The 14,440-nt window shown below is 64.5% G+C and carries 16 protein-coding genes; 6 read left to right on the forward strand and 10 right to left on the reverse strand.

Annotated elements, in window-relative coordinates; genetic code table 11:
- Window position 1: 1 nt before the first annotated feature.
- Genes ACH79_RS19050 through ACH79_RS19060 form a run of 3 tightly spaced genes read right to left on the reverse strand, consistent with a single transcriptional unit; the run spans window position 2 to window position 4,757 of the window.
- The gene (locus ACH79_RS19050; RefSeq protein ID WP_161856444.1) at window positions 2-2,812 is read right to left on the reverse strand and encodes a DUF4159 domain-containing protein; all 2,811 of its coding nucleotides are present in this window, start codon (window positions 2,810-2,812) and stop codon (window positions 2-4) included.
- Window positions 2,812-3,756 carry a DUF58 domain-containing protein gene (locus ACH79_RS19055; RefSeq protein ID WP_161852366.1) on the reverse strand — a complete coding sequence of 315 codons (945 nt, stop codon included), beginning with the start codon at window positions 3,754-3,756 and terminating at the stop codon, window positions 2,812-2,814. Before ACH79_RS19055 ends, ACH79_RS19050 begins: the two co-directional genes overlap by 1 nt.
- Window positions 3,756-4,757 (reverse strand): MoxR family ATPase, encoded by a 1,002-nt coding sequence (locus tag ACH79_RS19060; RefSeq protein ID WP_161852367.1) that lies wholly within the window; start codon window positions 4,755-4,757, stop codon window positions 3,756-3,758. The genes ACH79_RS19055 and ACH79_RS19060 overlap by 1 nt, the downstream gene beginning before the upstream one ends.
- Before the next feature lie 289 nt (window positions 4,758-5,046).
- Here ACH79_RS19060 and ACH79_RS19065 point away from each other — a divergent pair, with 289 nt between their 5' ends.
- Genes ACH79_RS19065 through ACH79_RS19085 form a run of 5 tightly spaced genes read left to right on the forward strand, consistent with a single transcriptional unit; the run spans window position 5,047 to window position 8,633 of the window.
- The gene (locus ACH79_RS19065) at window positions 5,047-5,688 is read left to right on the forward strand and encodes a DUF1285 domain-containing protein (RefSeq protein ID WP_161852368.1); all 642 of its coding nucleotides are present in this window, start codon (window positions 5,047-5,049) and stop codon (window positions 5,686-5,688) included.
- An 8-nt stretch (window positions 5,689-5,696) separates the two neighbouring features.
- A complete protein-coding gene (locus ACH79_RS19070) occupies window positions 5,697-6,359 on the forward strand; it encodes a CoA pyrophosphatase (RefSeq protein WP_371419428.1) in 663 nt (220 codons plus the stop codon).
- Entirely contained in the window at window positions 6,356-6,619 is a 264-nt protein-coding gene (locus ACH79_RS19075) for a DUF6111 family protein (RefSeq protein ID WP_161852370.1), read from the forward strand. The genes ACH79_RS19070 and ACH79_RS19075 overlap by 4 nt, the downstream gene beginning before the upstream one ends.
- Complete coding sequence (locus tag ACH79_RS19080) at window positions 6,616-7,875, forward strand: CCA tRNA nucleotidyltransferase (protein ID WP_161852371.1); 1,260 nt, start codon at window positions 6,616-6,618, stop codon at window positions 7,873-7,875. The genes ACH79_RS19075 and ACH79_RS19080 overlap by 4 nt, the downstream gene beginning before the upstream one ends.
- Window positions 7,872-8,633: a sulfite exporter TauE/SafE family protein gene (locus ACH79_RS19085; RefSeq protein WP_161852372.1), complete on the forward strand. Its 762-nt coding sequence runs from the start codon at window positions 7,872-7,874 to the stop codon at window positions 8,631-8,633. The genes ACH79_RS19080 and ACH79_RS19085 overlap by 4 nt, the downstream gene beginning before the upstream one ends.
- 5 nt (window positions 8,634-8,638) lie before the next feature.
- Here ACH79_RS19085 and ACH79_RS19090 read toward each other — a convergent pair whose 3' ends face one another.
- From ACH79_RS19090 to ACH79_RS19120, 7 genes are all read right to left on the reverse strand, one after another.
- Complete coding sequence (locus ACH79_RS19090; RefSeq protein ID WP_161852373.1) at window positions 8,639-9,700, reverse strand: hypothetical protein; 1,062 nt, start codon at window positions 9,698-9,700, stop codon at window positions 8,639-8,641.
- A gap of 137 nt (window positions 9,701-9,837) precedes the next feature.
- Window positions 9,838-10,566 carry an HAD family hydrolase gene (locus ACH79_RS19095; protein ID WP_246738597.1) on the reverse strand — a complete coding sequence of 243 codons (729 nt, stop codon included), beginning with the start codon at window positions 10,564-10,566 and terminating at the stop codon, window positions 9,838-9,840.
- Window positions 10,567-10,712: 146 nt separating this feature from the next.
- Window positions 10,713-10,979, reverse strand: a complete 267-nt coding sequence (locus tag ACH79_RS19100; RefSeq protein WP_161852375.1) for a YodC family protein — start codon at window positions 10,977-10,979, stop codon at window positions 10,713-10,715.
- A gap of 67 nt (window positions 10,980-11,046) precedes the next feature.
- A complete protein-coding gene (gene hemF, locus ACH79_RS19105; protein ID WP_161852376.1) occupies window positions 11,047-11,934 on the reverse strand; it encodes an oxygen-dependent coproporphyrinogen oxidase in 888 nt (295 codons plus the stop codon).
- 147 nt (window positions 11,935-12,081) lie between these two features.
- A complete protein-coding gene (locus ACH79_RS19110; protein WP_161852377.1) occupies window positions 12,082-12,447 on the reverse strand; it encodes a 6-carboxytetrahydropterin synthase in 366 nt (121 codons plus the stop codon).
- A gap of 16 nt (window positions 12,448-12,463) precedes the next feature.
- Window positions 12,464-13,096: a 7-carboxy-7-deazaguanine synthase gene (queE, locus tag ACH79_RS19115; RefSeq protein ID WP_161852378.1), complete on the reverse strand. Its 633-nt coding sequence runs from the start codon at window positions 13,094-13,096 to the stop codon at window positions 12,464-12,466.
- A complete protein-coding gene (locus tag ACH79_RS19120; RefSeq protein ID WP_161856445.1) occupies window positions 13,093-13,578 on the reverse strand; it encodes a tRNA (cytidine(34)-2'-O)-methyltransferase in 486 nt (161 codons plus the stop codon). The genes queE and ACH79_RS19120 overlap by 4 nt, the downstream gene beginning before the upstream one ends.
- 278 nt (window positions 13,579-13,856) lie before the next feature.
- On the opposite strand from ACH79_RS19120, the gene petA reads away from it, so the two are divergent.
- Window positions 13,857-14,387: a ubiquinol-cytochrome c reductase iron-sulfur subunit gene (gene petA / locus ACH79_RS19125; RefSeq protein ID WP_161852379.1), complete on the forward strand. Its 531-nt coding sequence runs from the start codon at window positions 13,857-13,859 to the stop codon at window positions 14,385-14,387.
- Window positions 14,388-14,440: the final 53 nt, after the last annotated feature.

Here is a 14,440-nt window from a genome sequence, read left to right on the forward strand (position 1 = left end):
TCTATTGCCCCAGCCGTTCGATCAGGGCGGGTGCATGGACCTGATCGGCCTTGTAGTTGCCGGTCAGCGTGTACATCACGATGTTGACGCCGGAGCGGAATGCGAATTCGCGCTGCCGCGGCTCGTTCGGCGTCAGCGGCAGCATGGCCTGCCCGTCGGGGCGATGTGCCCAGGCGCCGGCGAGATCGTTCGAGGTGATGATGATGGGCGACACGCCATCGCCGCCGCGCGCCGGGCGCGAGGCCGCGTCGTCGTCATCCTCGCGCGGCAGGGTCTCGACCCAGGTCTGGCCCGACGTGAAGCGGCCGGGAAAGTCGCGCAGCAGGTAAAACGTCTTGGTCAGCACGTGCTCGCGCGGCACCGGCTCGAGCTCAGGCACGTCGAGGGAGGAGAGAATTTCGCGCAAGGTGCGCATGCCCGGTGTCTGCGATGCGCCGTTTTCGCCGGGTGGCGCCTCGACGGCATCGCGGGTGTCGAACAGCACCGTGCCGCCCTGTTTCATGTAGGCGTCGATGCGGTTGATGGCGTCCTGCGGCGGCTTCGGCGCGCCCGGCACCACCGGCCAGTAGATCAGCGGAAAGAACGCAAGTTCATCGCGCGCGGGATCGACGCCGACGGGATCGCCGGCCTCCAGCGCCGTGCGCTGCGCCAGGAACAGCGTCAGCCCGGCCATGCCGGCCTTGACGATGGAATCGACGTCAGCATTTCCGGTGACGACATAGGCAAGGCGCGTCTGCGACACCGACTTGATGGCGAAGTCATCGTTACCCTGGGCGCGCGTCGGCGACGGCGCGATCGGGGCTGCGGCCAGGATCGCAGCCAGCAGAACCGTGGCAGCCGCCGTGCGCCGTCGCCACAGCGCGGCAAGGCCTGCGCCGAGCATCGCGACCACGACCGCGTCGATCAGGAACAGCACCAGCGACGACGACAACAGAATGCCGCGCAGATCGCGCGGTTCGGCGTTGGTGTAGCTGGCGCGCTGCGCGCGCAAGGAAGCTGTATCGAGCGGCGCGATGCGATCGGCCGCGGCCAGCGTGTTGACCGCGATCGGGCCGTCGGCCGGACCGTAGAAGCCCGGCGGATGCTCGGCCGTGGCGCGGTCGCGATAATCCGCCGGCATCGGTTTCGCCGTCGAGGGCGGCGGCCCGAAGGCGCCGAAACCGTCGAGGGTGCGCAGCGGCGCCACCGTCTCGACATTGGTCGCCTCGCTCGCAACGCCCGCACCGGGCTTCGATGTATAGCCGGACATGTCGACCAGCCGCCGCAGCATCTCGACGAAGCTGCCGGACATCGGCAGGTCCGACCAGCGCGAGTCGGCGCCAACATGGAACAGGCTGACAATGCCCCTGCCGCGATGCTCGCCGGTTACCAGCGGCGTGCCGTCTTCCAGCGACGCCCAGGTCTTGGTAGCGAGCACCGCATCCGGCTCGGCCAGAACCTGCCGGTTCACGGTGATGTCCTTGGGGACAGCGAGGCCTGAGAACGGACCGTCGGCGGCGAAGGACGCCAGATGCTGCGGCTTCTCCCAGGTGAGGCTGCCGCCAAGGATGCGGCCGCCGCGACGCAGTTTCACCGGCACCAGATCGTCATCGGCCTGCGCCAGGCGGGGACCTGCGAAACGCACCAGCACGCCGCCCTGATCGATCCATGCATTCAGCCGTTCCCGGATTTCCGGCGACAGCGTGCCGACATCGGCGAGCACGATCATCGGCAGCCGCTGATCGAGGAACTGCGCGATCACCTGCTGCGCCGCGCCGCGGTCGCCGAGCCGCACGTCGGCAAACGGCGATAGCGCGCGCGTCAGATAGAAGGTCGATGCCAATAGCGGCTGGGCGGTATCGCTGGTCGCGCCGGTGACGACACCGACAGCGCGCCGCCGCCATCTCTTGTCGAGCAGTTGCACGGCGCCGGCCGATCGCTCGCCGGATATTTCCAGCCGCGAAATGTCGTTGCGCAGTTCGACCGGCAGGTCGAACGCGGCTTCGCTCTCGCGATCCTGCATGCCGAAAGCGTAGCGCGCCTCGCCGATCGGCGAGCCCTTGGCATCGATTGCGCGAACCACGCCGGCTGCGACGCCGCCGGTGGTGCGCAGCACCTTGACCGTCATCTTCGCCGCGGCGTTTTCGGCGGCGACCAATGCCTGCGTCGGCGCCGCGCCGCCTTCGAACACCGTCAGCTTGCGGTCCCCAAGGGTCTTGGCGAGATTTTCGACGAATTCGGCGCCGCGTCCGGTGTCGACGCCGTCGGACAGCCACGCGATCTCGGCATCGCCGGTCGCCTTCAGGAAGCGGTCGAGCGCGCCGAGCGTGTCGACGCGGTCGACCGAATAGGGTTTTGGCGAAATCTGACGCAGTGCGACGCGCGCGGTGCCGGCTGGCATCAGCGTGATGTCGCGCGCCGGCTCGGAGAGCGGAACCAGCGCAACGCCGCGACGATCGTTGTCGGCGTTGGCGATCAGCTCGTCAGCGGCCTTGACCCGCGTGTCCCAGCTTGCCGCCGCGCTCCAGCCGTCGTCGAGCAGGATCACCAATGGCGCGTTGCTGCCGCCGACGCCGGTCTGCGGATTCCAGATCGGGCCTGCGGCAGCTAGAATGACCAGCGCGGCGGCGGCGAGGCGCAGCAAGGTCAGCCACCAAGGCGTCCGCGACGGGGTTTCTTCCTTCGGCTTGATGTCGAACAACAGCCGCGTCGGCGGAAATTCGATCCGCCGCGGCCGCGGCGGCATCACGCGCAACAGCCACCACAATACCGGCAGGCTCAACAGGCCCAGCAGCAGCAGCGGTTGCGCAAAGGTTAAGGGAAGCCCTGCGATCATGCGCTACGCCCCGCCTTGACGGTTGAGCCGCGCGCGCTGCCCTTGGCTACCATCATGCCCGAATGCAGGAACAGCAGGAGTTCGGCGGCGGAACGGCTGGTGGTGTGGGTCGAGAACAGCCAGTCGAGCTTGTTGGTCTCGCTTCGGATCTCGTCGCGATGCAGGGCGACGCGCGCAACATAGTCGCTGGCCCAGCTCTCGGCGCGGCCGGCGGTGATGACGCCAAAACCTTCCGGCTCGACGAATTCGACCCGGCCGGCGTAGGGAAAGGTTTCCTCTGCGGGATCGACGACCTGGATCAGCGTGCCATGCGCGCCGGAAGCCGAAAGCCCTGCGAGCATCGTCCTGATTTCGCTCATCGGCGACCAGAAGTCGGACAGCACGACAATTTCGGCCAGCGCCGACGGGACAAAGGACGGCGGCAGGCTGGCGCGCGCCGTATCGTCGTGCAGCATCGCCTGCGCCATCTTGTCGATCACGTTGCGGCTCGCGGTCGGGTTCATCAGGCCGGGAATGCCGACGCGCTCGCCGCCCGAGACCAAGAGTTCGGCGAGCGCAAATGTCACGATCAGGCCGCGCTCCAGCTTGGAGTCGCGTGCGCCCTTGGAAGCGAACGCCATCGACGGCGAACGGTCGGGCCACACCCACACCGTATGCGCTGCCTCCCATTCCTGCTCGCGGACATAGAGATGATCGTCGCGCGCCGAGCGGCGCCAGTCGACGTTCTGCGACGGCTCGCCGGAGACGAAGCGGCGATACTGCCAGAAGCTTTCGCCGGCGCCGGCGCGACGCCGGCCATGAAGGCCATGGATGACGTTGGCGGCGATGCGGCGGGCTTCGAGCACGAGACGGGGGAGCGAAGCGGCGAGCGTTCGGCTTTCGCCATCGGCACGTCGGATTGCTAGAAGCTCCCTGGTCTCGTGACTGGTCTCTGCGGCCATCAACCGATCCGCGTCTTCAATTGTCTGATTACGTCGGGAATGGTGCGGCCTTCCGCGCGCGCCGAGAAGGTCAGCGCCATGCGGTGCTTGAGAATGGGTTCGGCGAGATCGAGCACGTCGTCGATCGAGGGCGCGAGGCGGCCATCGAGCAGCGCGCGGGCGCGGACCGCCAGCATCAGCGACTGGCTGGCGCGCGGGCCGGGTCCCCAGGCGATCAGCTTGTCGCTGCCGTCTTCCGGATTGGGACGCGCGGCGCGCACCAGCGACAGGATCGCCTCGACCACGCTGTCGCCGACCGGCAGGCGCCGTACCAGCCGCTGTGCCGCGATCAGGATTTCGGCGTCCATCGCGGCCTTGGCGAGCGTCTCTTCCGCGCCGGTGGTTTCGAACAGGATGCGGCGCTCGGCGTCACGGTCGGGATAATCGACATCGATCTCCATCAGGAAGCGGTCGAGCTGCGCCTCGGGCAGCGGATAGGTGCCCTCCTGCTCCAGCGGGTTTTGCGTGGCGAGCACGTGGAACGGTTTTGGAAGATCGTGCCGGGCGCCTGCAACGGTGATGTGCTGTTCCTGCATGGCTTGCAGCAGCGCGGATTGCGTACGCGGGCTGGCGCGGTTGATTTCGTCTGCCATCAGGAGTTGCGCAAACACCGGTCCCGAGATGAAACGGAACGACCGCTTGCCGGATTGGCTCTCATCCAGCACCTCGGCGCCGAGAATGTCCGACGGCATCAGGTCCGGCGTGAACTGGATGCGCTTGGCGTCCAGCCCGAGCGTGATGCCCAGGGTTTCGACCAGCTTGGTCTTGGCGAGGCCGGGAACACCGATCAGAAGGGCGTGGCCGCCGGACAGGATCGTCACCAGGGTGTTTTCGATCACCCGGTCCTGGCCGAAAATGACGGTGGAGATAGCCTCTTTCGCGGCGCGAATCTGGCCGGCGACCTGCTCCGCCGACCGGACGATCGCATCCTCGAGTTTCTCGACACCGTCTGCACTCGCCATGTCTATCTCCTTCAACCAACCTAACCGCTCATGACACCGCTGGTTGCGTCGTCATGTCACGAACCTCATGCTAAACCGGTGCAAAGGCCATGCATTCGTTGAATTAAACTATCCCCACATTATCGGTATTTCGGGGTATGAACTGCATCACGATATGGCGACTTGATCCGCAGAATTGCGGACCAGATCGTCAGGAACACATATCGGTACCCATCGGTACGAATGTTGGTACCTATCGGTACAAATGCACCAATCGTGCCAGATGAGGCGCCGACACTCAGGGCAAACAATGGCGAAGCAAGGGCAAACCAGCGGCCAGCGGCACGAAGGCAAGAGCCATGACGGCAAGGGTCTCGAAGGGCTGACGGTCGCCGCCAGCGAAGCCGTCAATCGCACTCCGGCCGGGAAGGGGCTACCCCCGGTCCATCTGTGGAATCCGCCGTTCTGCGGCGATCTCGACATGCGAATCGGCAGCGATGGAACGTGGTTCTATATGGGGACGCCGATCGGGCGGCCGGCGCTGGTGCGGCTGTTCTCGACCATCCTCAAGCGCGAGGACGGCAAGCACTTTCTCGTGACCCCCGTCGAGAAGGTCGGCATCCGCGTCGATGATGCACCGTTCCTGGCGGTGGAGATGCAAAACGAGGCTGGCGATCATGGCCGGCTGCTGCGCTTTCGCACCAATGTCGACGACTGGGTGCCGTGCGATTCTGACCATCGCCTGCGGTTCGAGATGGCCGCCGATGGCGGGCTCACGCCCTACCTGCACGTCCGCGCCGATTTGTGGGCGAAAGTAACCCGCGCGCTCTATTACGATCTGGTTGACATGGGCGAAGAGCGAATGGTCGATGGCCAGCCGATGTTCGGCGTCGAGTCGGGCGGCGAGTTCTTTGCGATGGCGGATGCGAAGCAGGTGAGGGACGCGGTTTGAACGAGCCGATGCTGAAAAAGATGGAGGCGGCGCCGATCAACTCGGCAGAGTTCTTCGCCCGGAGCAAGACCCGGCTGAACTTCGACGTGCCGCCCGGCCTGGTCGATCCCAATATCGTTCCGAAGACCGGCGACGCGGGCAACGACCGCATGCTCGAGATCGTGGCGCAAGAGCAGCCGGTGCGCCCGGCGGCGGTCTTGATCCCGGTCGTCGATCACCGCGAGCCGACCGTGTTGCTGACGCAGCGTTCGCCGCATCTGTCCAGCCATGCCGGCCAGATTTCCTTTCCCGGCGGCAAGATCGACGCGACCGATGAATCGCCGCTCGACGCCGCACTTCGCGAGGCGGAGGAGGAAGTCGGCCTCAAGCGCGAGTTTATCGAGCCGATCGGCTATCTCGATCTGTACGGGACCGCATTCGGCTTTCGCATCCTGCCGACGGTGGCGCGCGTGAAGCCCGGCTTCAAGCTCGAGATCAACGAAGGCGAGGTGGTCGATGCCTTCGAGGTGCCACTGGCGTTCCTGATGAATCCCGAGAACCACCAGGTCCATTCCAAGGAATTCCGCGGCATGGAGCGCTCTTATTACGCCATGCCGTTCGCCGAGCGTTACATCTGGGGCGCGACCGCAGGAATCCTGCGCGTGCTGTATGAGCGGATATATCTCGCATGATCCGTCCGATTCTGACCGAAATCGGAATTTTCCTGATCCCGTTCGTGGCCTATGCGCTGTTCCTGATTGCCACCCGTTCCGGCGTCTTCGTGTCCTCCTCCTGGCCGGCCCATCTCGTCGCCAAACTGGTGCTGGGATCGTTGCTCCTGGTCGCAATCAGCTTCGTCCTGCTGGCGCAGTTCTCCGGCGCGCCGCCGGGTTCGACCTACGTTCCCGCGCATATCGAGGACGGCAAATTGGTTCACGGGGACGAGAAATGAGCAAGGCACGCGTGCTGTCGGAGGCGCCCTGGCTCAGGTCGGGCCCGGCCGCGCGCGTGCTCGCTTTGCTCAATGGCGACGGCGAGGAAGCCCGCGTGATCGGCGGCGCCGTGCGCAATGCGCTCTTGAAAATTCCCCTCGGCGATATCGACATTGCGACCACCGCGCTGCCCGACGAGGTGGTCCGCCGCGCCAAGGCGGCCGGTATCAAGAGCGTGCCGACCGGGATCGACCACGGCACGGTCACGCTGGTCGTCGAATCCCACCCCTTCGAGGTCACGACCCTGCGCGAGGATACCGAGACCTTCGGCCGCAAGGCCAAGGTGGCGTTCGGGCGCGACTGGGTCCGCGACGCGGAACGGCGCGACTTCACCATCAACGGGCTGTCCGTCGATGCCGGCGGTGTGGTGCACGACCATGTCGGCGGGCTTGCCGATATCGAAGCCAAGCGCGTGCGTTTCATCGGCGATGCCAGCCAGCGCATTGCCGAGGATTACCTGCGCATCCTGCGCTTCTTTCGCATGCATGCCGCCTATGGCGCGGGCGAGCCGGATCGTGCCGGCTATCTCGCCTGCATCGACGGACGCGCCGGGCTTTCGACCCTCTCCGCCGAACGCGTGCGCATGGAGATGCTGAAGCTGGTGATCGCGGAGGGGGCTGCGGTCGCGGTGCAGGCGATGGCGGATGCCGGCCTGCTGCTGGCAATCTTCGGTGGCGTTGCCTACACAAGAACATTCGCGGCGATGATCGCGGCGGAACGGGCGCTGGGGCTGCCGCCGAACGCCGTGCGCCGGCTTGCCGCGCTCACAGTCGCGGTCACGGAGGACGCCAGGCGTCTCTCGGCACGGCTTCGGCTATCCAACGCGGAAACCAAAGCTCTGGACTCAATGGGCCATCGCTGGTGGCGGTTCGCCAGCAAGGATGAGGCGCGGGCCCGGCAGCTTCTCTATCGGCTCGGCGAGGATCCCTATCGCGACCGGCTGATGCTGGCGTGGGCGCGGGCAGGCGGCATTGGTAATGGCGCGACGCGCTGGCACGACCTCGCAACATTGCCGCAGCGCTGGAGCGCGCCGAAATTTCCGTTGAAGGCGGCCGATTTCATCTCCCGCGGCATTGCCGAAGGCCCCGCGCTCGGCCACGTGCTGACGCTTGCGGAAGACGCCTGGCTGGCCGCGGATTTTCCGCTTGAACCATCCGCGCTGGCCGCGATCGCCGATCAGGCCGCCGCCCGTTTCACTCGCGACCACCGGCTATGAACATTCTGGCCGGCTTCGCCGACATTTCGCTCGGCCAGCTCCTGCTGGTTGGAAGCATGGCGATGCTGGCCTCCGTCGTCGGCGGTCTGGCCGGCTACGGCACTGGTGCGTTGATGCCGCTGGTGCTGGTGCCAATGGTCGGTGCCGAGCCCGTGGTGCCGATCATCGCGATCTCTGCGATCTTCACCAATATCAGCCGCTTCGTGGCGTATTTTCGCTATGCCGATCGACGCCGTGCGCTGATCGTGATCGGTGCGGCCATGCTGACCACCGCGCTCGGCGCCTATGGATATACGCGGCTGACCAGCGCCGGTGCGGCGCTCGTGATCGGCAGCATGCTGATCCTGAGCGTGCCGCTGCGCCGGTTAGCCAAGCGCCGCGAGGTCAGGATCGGCGGTACCGGTCTCGGCGTCGGCGCTCTCGGTTATGGCGTGCTGGTCGGCGGCACGTCAGGTTCCGGCGTGATCCTGCTGTCGCTGCTGATGGCGTCCGGTCTCGAAGGGGCCGCGGTGATCGCCACCGATGCAGTCATCTCGGTCGTGACCGGCCTCATCAAGATTTCCGTGTTCGGCATGGCCGGTGTCGTCACGGCGCAGGTGCTGGCCCTTGCCCTCCTGATCGGCGCCATCGCGATCCCCGGCGCATTCTTCGCCAAGGCTTTCGTCGAGCGCATGCCGGTGCATATCCACACCGCGATCCTTGATGCCGCCGTGATGGTCGGCGGCCTCGTCATGATCACCGCGGCGCTGCGGCCCTGATCGGGTCAACGGGTGAGCGAGGCCGTGCGGATCGGGAAGCAATTCAAGCTTGCTATGTTCCAGACAAACGGCACCTTGCACCAAAGGCCGGCCGGGCGATATTTCACCCGAATTTGCTCCATCTGATATAGCGCCAGACTGTTGAACGCGTTGAGCCGGCCGGCCAGATCATCCAATTGGGCGTTGATCTCCTTCTCTCCCTGGAGATCGCTTTCCTTCGCGGCGTAGCGGTCGCTCCCGGCGGCCCATTGCCGAGCCGCCGCCAGCTTGTTGTGTGCGGCTTCAAGGCAGTAGTGCATCGTCAGGACGTGGTGTTTGGCGCTGTACCAGTTGATTCTCTTGGCAGCCTTGTCGTTGGGGCCGGCGCAGATCCGGATGAACGCGTCTTCCGGTTTGGTCGTCTCGTCAACGCCACGTTTTTCGGCGATCGCGCAATATTTGTCGTCGGCGACTTCCTTGGGCTGCATGCCGCCGTTCGGCGCATGCACGTTTCCGAAGGCCGGAAAATTGAACTTGTCGGAACAGTCGAAGCCGTAGTCGCGTAACACCCGTCGTGACAGCGGATCGCCGTCGACGTTCCGCTTCTCGGCCGGATCGCGATAGGTATCGCTCGCCCAGTCGATGTAGATTTCGGCCTTTCGCGTCAGCAGGTCGATATTTTCACGGAGCTCGATCCGCGCTTTCTCATAACGCTCCGAAATCGCCCGCGCGTTCCTGGTGGTCAGCGTCTTGTCGCTCGCCTCGGATTTCTCGCCGACGGCGCGCGCGAAATCCGTATAAAGCGTCTGCTGCAGCGCCTGCATTTCGGAGAATGGGTGTGAGATATCGGTGAAAGTTGCCGCCGCCAAAGTCATGTCTTCCTTGGCCTGGCTGCTCACCTTCTCCTGATAGGCGTTGAGATACTGGAAATAGCCGACCGCGAGAGTGCTCAGCACGGTGAACAGGCCGCTCAGCACGGTGAACAGCGACAGCCCTTTGACGGTGGTCCAGAGCCACCTCAGCGGGGCGGATTTCGGTGCAATGTCGTCCGCCTCAGGCGGCGGCTTGTGCGTGTCGTCGTTCGGCATCGGTGAACTCCCCAACCTCGGACTTCAACCTTGAACCAACGACAGCACAATCTGGGATTGCCAGTCTCCGCACTGTGAGCCAACTCACACTACACGCTATCGTGTGACGGCTCGCCCAGGGAACTTCAGGCGCTCTGTCAGCGCTCGCCGGGCAGCAGTTCCGTGAGCGAGCGGATGATGCGGTCGGGCTTGACGGTGGAATCCGGCGGCAGGCCGTCGCCGTGCACGTCGATCCAGATGGCGTAGATGCCGAGCCGCTGCGGCGCCACGACTTCCCATTCCAGATTGTCACCGATCATCCAGGTCTCGGACGCGGTGACGCCGAGCGTCTGCATGGCGTGCAGATAGGCGCGCTCGTCCGGCTTGCCGAAACCGTGCTCGCCCTCGATCTGGATGTGATCGAAGCGGTGCGACAACGCGAAGCGTTCGACCTTGGCGCGCTGGGTGCCGGCGGCGCCGTTCGTCACCAGCGCCAGCTTCACGCCGCGTGCCTTCAACGCGTCGATAGCGTCATGCGCGCCGGGGAAGACGAACATTTCCTCTTCACGGTAGGCGGTGAAGCGGTCGGCGAGCCGTGTCGCCAGTTCCTCCGGCAATGCGTGGCCACGGGCGGTCAATGCGGCAAATCCGTTCCTGACGGTGATGCGCCGCGCTTCGTCCAGTTTCAGCCGCCATTCGGCCTCGGCAACCGCCCAGAATTTGCGCGCGGAATCCAGAACGGCAGTGGCAACCTGCTGCGACGTCAGCGGTCCGAACTCGGCGGCAAATTCCGCCGCGACGTTGTGCCAGGCGATCTCGGGGCGTCCATAGGCCGACAGGATGGTGTCGTCCATGTCGATAAGCATCGCGCGGGGGAGTTCGGTCATCGTTTTCGCAGGTAGTCTCGCTTCGAGAGCCATCGGCCGCCGGAAGCGGTGGCCGATCTGCCCGCGAATATCAGATCGGCCGCACCGGGTCCAATCCCGCAAAAACGACGCCGCCGGGCCATTTATGCCGGCGGCGTCAAGGTCCCTTACGCAACCTTGTTGCGGCGGTCGCCTTCTTCCTCGTCCTCTTCCTCGTCTTCCTCTTCCTCGTCGTCCTCGTCTTCGTCCTCTTCCTCATCGTCGGATGTATCGGTTTCGGCGAGTTCTAGGACGGCAAGCGGCAGCGTCTCGCGAAACAGATCGCCTTCATTGCCCATCCATACGCACACGACGTTACCGTCCTTGACCTCCACCACGCTGAGAGGATGGCCGCCCGATTTAAGAATGACGACGTCGCCCGGTTTCAAGTCCATGATCTGCTCCTTGGATTATATGACGAATCGCACCCTAGCGATCAGTCATGACAAGCTGATCATGCGATCATGGCCACTTTACCTCCGGTGGCATCGACGAGAGGATGGAATCCACATTGCCGCCGGTTTTCAGCCCAAAGATCGTGCCGCGGTCGTACAGCAGGTTGAACTCGACATAGCGTCCGCGCCGGATCAACTGTTCCTCGCGGTCGGCGGCATTCCACGCCAGCGCAAAATTGCGCCGGACGAGTTCGGGATAGATTTTCAGGAAGGCGCGGCCCACCTCCTGCGTGAAGGCGAGGTCGGCATCCCAGTCGCCCGAGTCATGCCAGTCGTAGAAGATCCCGCCGATACCGCGCGCTTCCTTGCGATGCGGCAAGTAGAAATATTCGTCGCACCATTTCTTGTATTTGTCGTAGTCGGCCACGCCGTTCGATCCGTCGCAGGCTTCCTTCATCGCCTGATGGAAAGCCAGCGTGTCGGGGTCTTCCTGGGTGCGCCGGCGGTCGAGCACCGGCGTCAGATCGGCGCCGCCGCCGAACCAGGCCTTGGTGGTGACGACGAAACGGGTGTTCATGTGCACCGCCGGCACATGCGGGTTGTGCATGTGCGCGATCAGCGAAATGCCCGATGCCCAGAACCTGGGGTCGTCGGCTGCGCCCGGAATCTGCGCGCGGAACTCGGGGGCGAATTCGCCATGCACGGTCGAGCAATGCACGCCGACCTTCTCGAACAGCCGCCCGCGCATGATCGACATCACGCCGCCGCCGCCGGGCTTGCCGGTATGATCGGTGCGGTCCCATGGCGTCCGCACGAAACGTCCGGCGTCGCCGGGATAGAGGGCAGGGGGCGCGTCGTCCTCAAGCCGTTCGAACGACGCGCAGATGTTGTTGCGCAACGTTTCGAACCAGGCTCTTGCGCGCCTCTTACGATCCTCGATGACAGATATGTCCATATGCGATTCCGAGTTTTCCGGCGTCATTGCGAGCGCAGCGAAGCAATCCATCGTGCCACAACAAAAAATGGATTGCTTCCGCCTACGCTCTCTGGGCTACGGCGGACAAGTCGTCGCTTTTGCTCCTCGCAATGACGGCTATCAAATTTAACTTTGCGGTCCAAAATACGTGCAGCTCTCGTTGCAACTGTCGCGGTGGACGCTGACGCGGGTGATCTTGCCGGCGTGCTGGACCCGCTCGAAGATGTAGCGCGATATGTTTTCCAGCGTCGGCGTCCCCAGCGCCTCGACCTTGTTGAGGAGCTTGTGGTCGAGTGCTTTCCGGACCTCTTCCATGCTGCGTTCGAGCACACCGAGATCGAGCACCATGCCGGTTTCCGGATCGGGCGTGCCGCGCACGCTCACCTCGGCGCGAAACGAGTGGCCGTGAATTTCCTCGCTGGCCGCGCCGAAGGTCGTCCCCTTCAGCGAATGCGCGGCCTCGAAGCGAAATGATTTGGTCAGTTCCCACATCTTGAAAGTCTAGGTCCTATCTGATGCCGAGTGTCTTGTGCGTTTGCAGGCTGAGGCGCCATTGCGGATGGCGCAGGCAGTAGTCGATCGCGCGCGCGGTGTTGTCGATCACGTCGGGTCCATCCATCGGCTGCAGCGAGAAGCGCTCGAAATCGAGGCCAGCGAAATCTTCCGGCTCGGCACCTGACTGCGGATAGACCAGCTTCAATTCATGGCCGTGGCGCACCACGAGACCGGCGCCGGCCTTCGGGCTGACGCAGACCCAGTCCATTCCTGCGGGCGGCTCGATCGTGCCGTTGGTCTCGATGCCGATCGAAAAGCCGCGCGCATGCAGCGCATCGATGAAGGCACTGTCCACCTGCAAGAGGGGCTCGCCGCCGGTCAGGACCACATAGCGGTTGGTGTCATCCCCGGTCCATTGCCCGGCGATGGTGTCGGCGAGTTCATCCGCCGTGGCGTAGCGGCCGCCTAGCGTGCCGTCGGTGCCGACAAAATCGGTGTCGCAGAACTGGCAGGTAGCACTGGCGCGGTCCTGTTCGCGGCCGGTCCAGAGGTTGCAGCCGGCAAAGCGGCAAAACACCGCCGCGCGGCCGGCATGCGCGCCTTCGCCCTGTAGGGTCAGGAATATCTCTTTGACCGCGTAACTCACCGTCTCTCCTTGAGAACCGTATCGGGCTCGATCGCGGAACCGGTCTGCCGCATGGCCTCGCCCAATGCCATGGCAGCCGCCATGGCCACATTGAGCGAGCGCAAGCTCGGCCGGATCGGGATCAGAAGCCGCGCATCGGCCGCGGCGGCGACCTCGTCGGTAACCCCTGCGGATTCCCGCCCGAACAACAGGACGTCGTCCTTCTCGTAGCGGAAATCCAGATAGGAACCAGCCGCCCTGGTCGTAAACAATACCAGCCGAAAACCTGTCTCGTTACGCCATTGCGCGAATTTTGACCATGAGTCGTGGCGCGTGAGGGCGACATGATCAAGATAGTCCATTCCCGCCCGGCGGAAATGCCGGTCCGAGGTCGGAAATCCCGCCGGTTCTATAATGTGGGCGGCCACGCCCAGGCAGGCACACAGGCGCAGAATCGTTCCGGAGTTCTGCGGGATATCAGGCTGGAAAAGCGCAATCTGCATGGGGTCGAGGCTTTGTTGGCGCGAATGAAATGTCTCGAATAAATCACGACCGGGGGCGGATTTAGTGCATTGCACGCTTGCGAGCCGATAGCGGGCTTGCGCTCTCACGGCAAGGGTGCCAATAGAACGATTCTGGACTGCTTGTTCCGCCGGAATGGGGGAGGAATGGCGGTTTTCTGCCGCCGCGGGGGCCGCGGGCGCCGGCAGCCCGTTCCGGGACGCCTTTGGCGCCTCCTGGGGCGGTTCGGTTGGCTGCAGACAAGAAAGGGCTTGGAATCGTGACGACAGCGTCTTCGGCGGACCATCCGACACGCCGTGATTTCCTCTATGTTGCAACGGGAGCCGTCGCCGCCGTAGGCGCGGCTGCCACGGTGTGGCCGCTGGTTTCCCAGATGAACCCGGACGCCTCGACGATCGCGGCCGGCGCGCCGATTGAGGTCGACCTGACCCCGATCGCCGAAGGACAGGACATCAAGGTGTTCTGGCGCGGCAAGCCGATCTACATCAGCCACCGGACCAAGAAGCAGATCGAAGAGGCCCGCAAGGTGCCGGTAGCGAGCCTGCCCGATCCGCAGAGCGATGAATCCCGGGTGAAGCCGGGCCATGACCAATGGCTGGTCGTGGTCGGCATCTGCACCCATCTAGGCTGCATCCCGATCGCCCATGAGGGTGCTTACGACGGCTTCTTCTGCCCATGCCACGGTTCGGTCTACGACACCTCGGGCCGCATCCGTCAGGGACCCGCGCCGACCAACCTGCCGGTGCCGCCCTATACGTTCGTTACCGACACCAAAATCCAGATCGGCTAAGGCTCGGACGCCAGTCCGAGACCCCTTACCCGTCGCGTCGTTTTACTTCCTCA

The organism is Bradyrhizobium sp. CCBAU 051011 (assembly GCF_009930815.1).
In the GTDB taxonomy this organism is placed as follows: Bacteria; Pseudomonadota; Alphaproteobacteria; order Rhizobiales; family Xanthobacteraceae; genus Bradyrhizobium.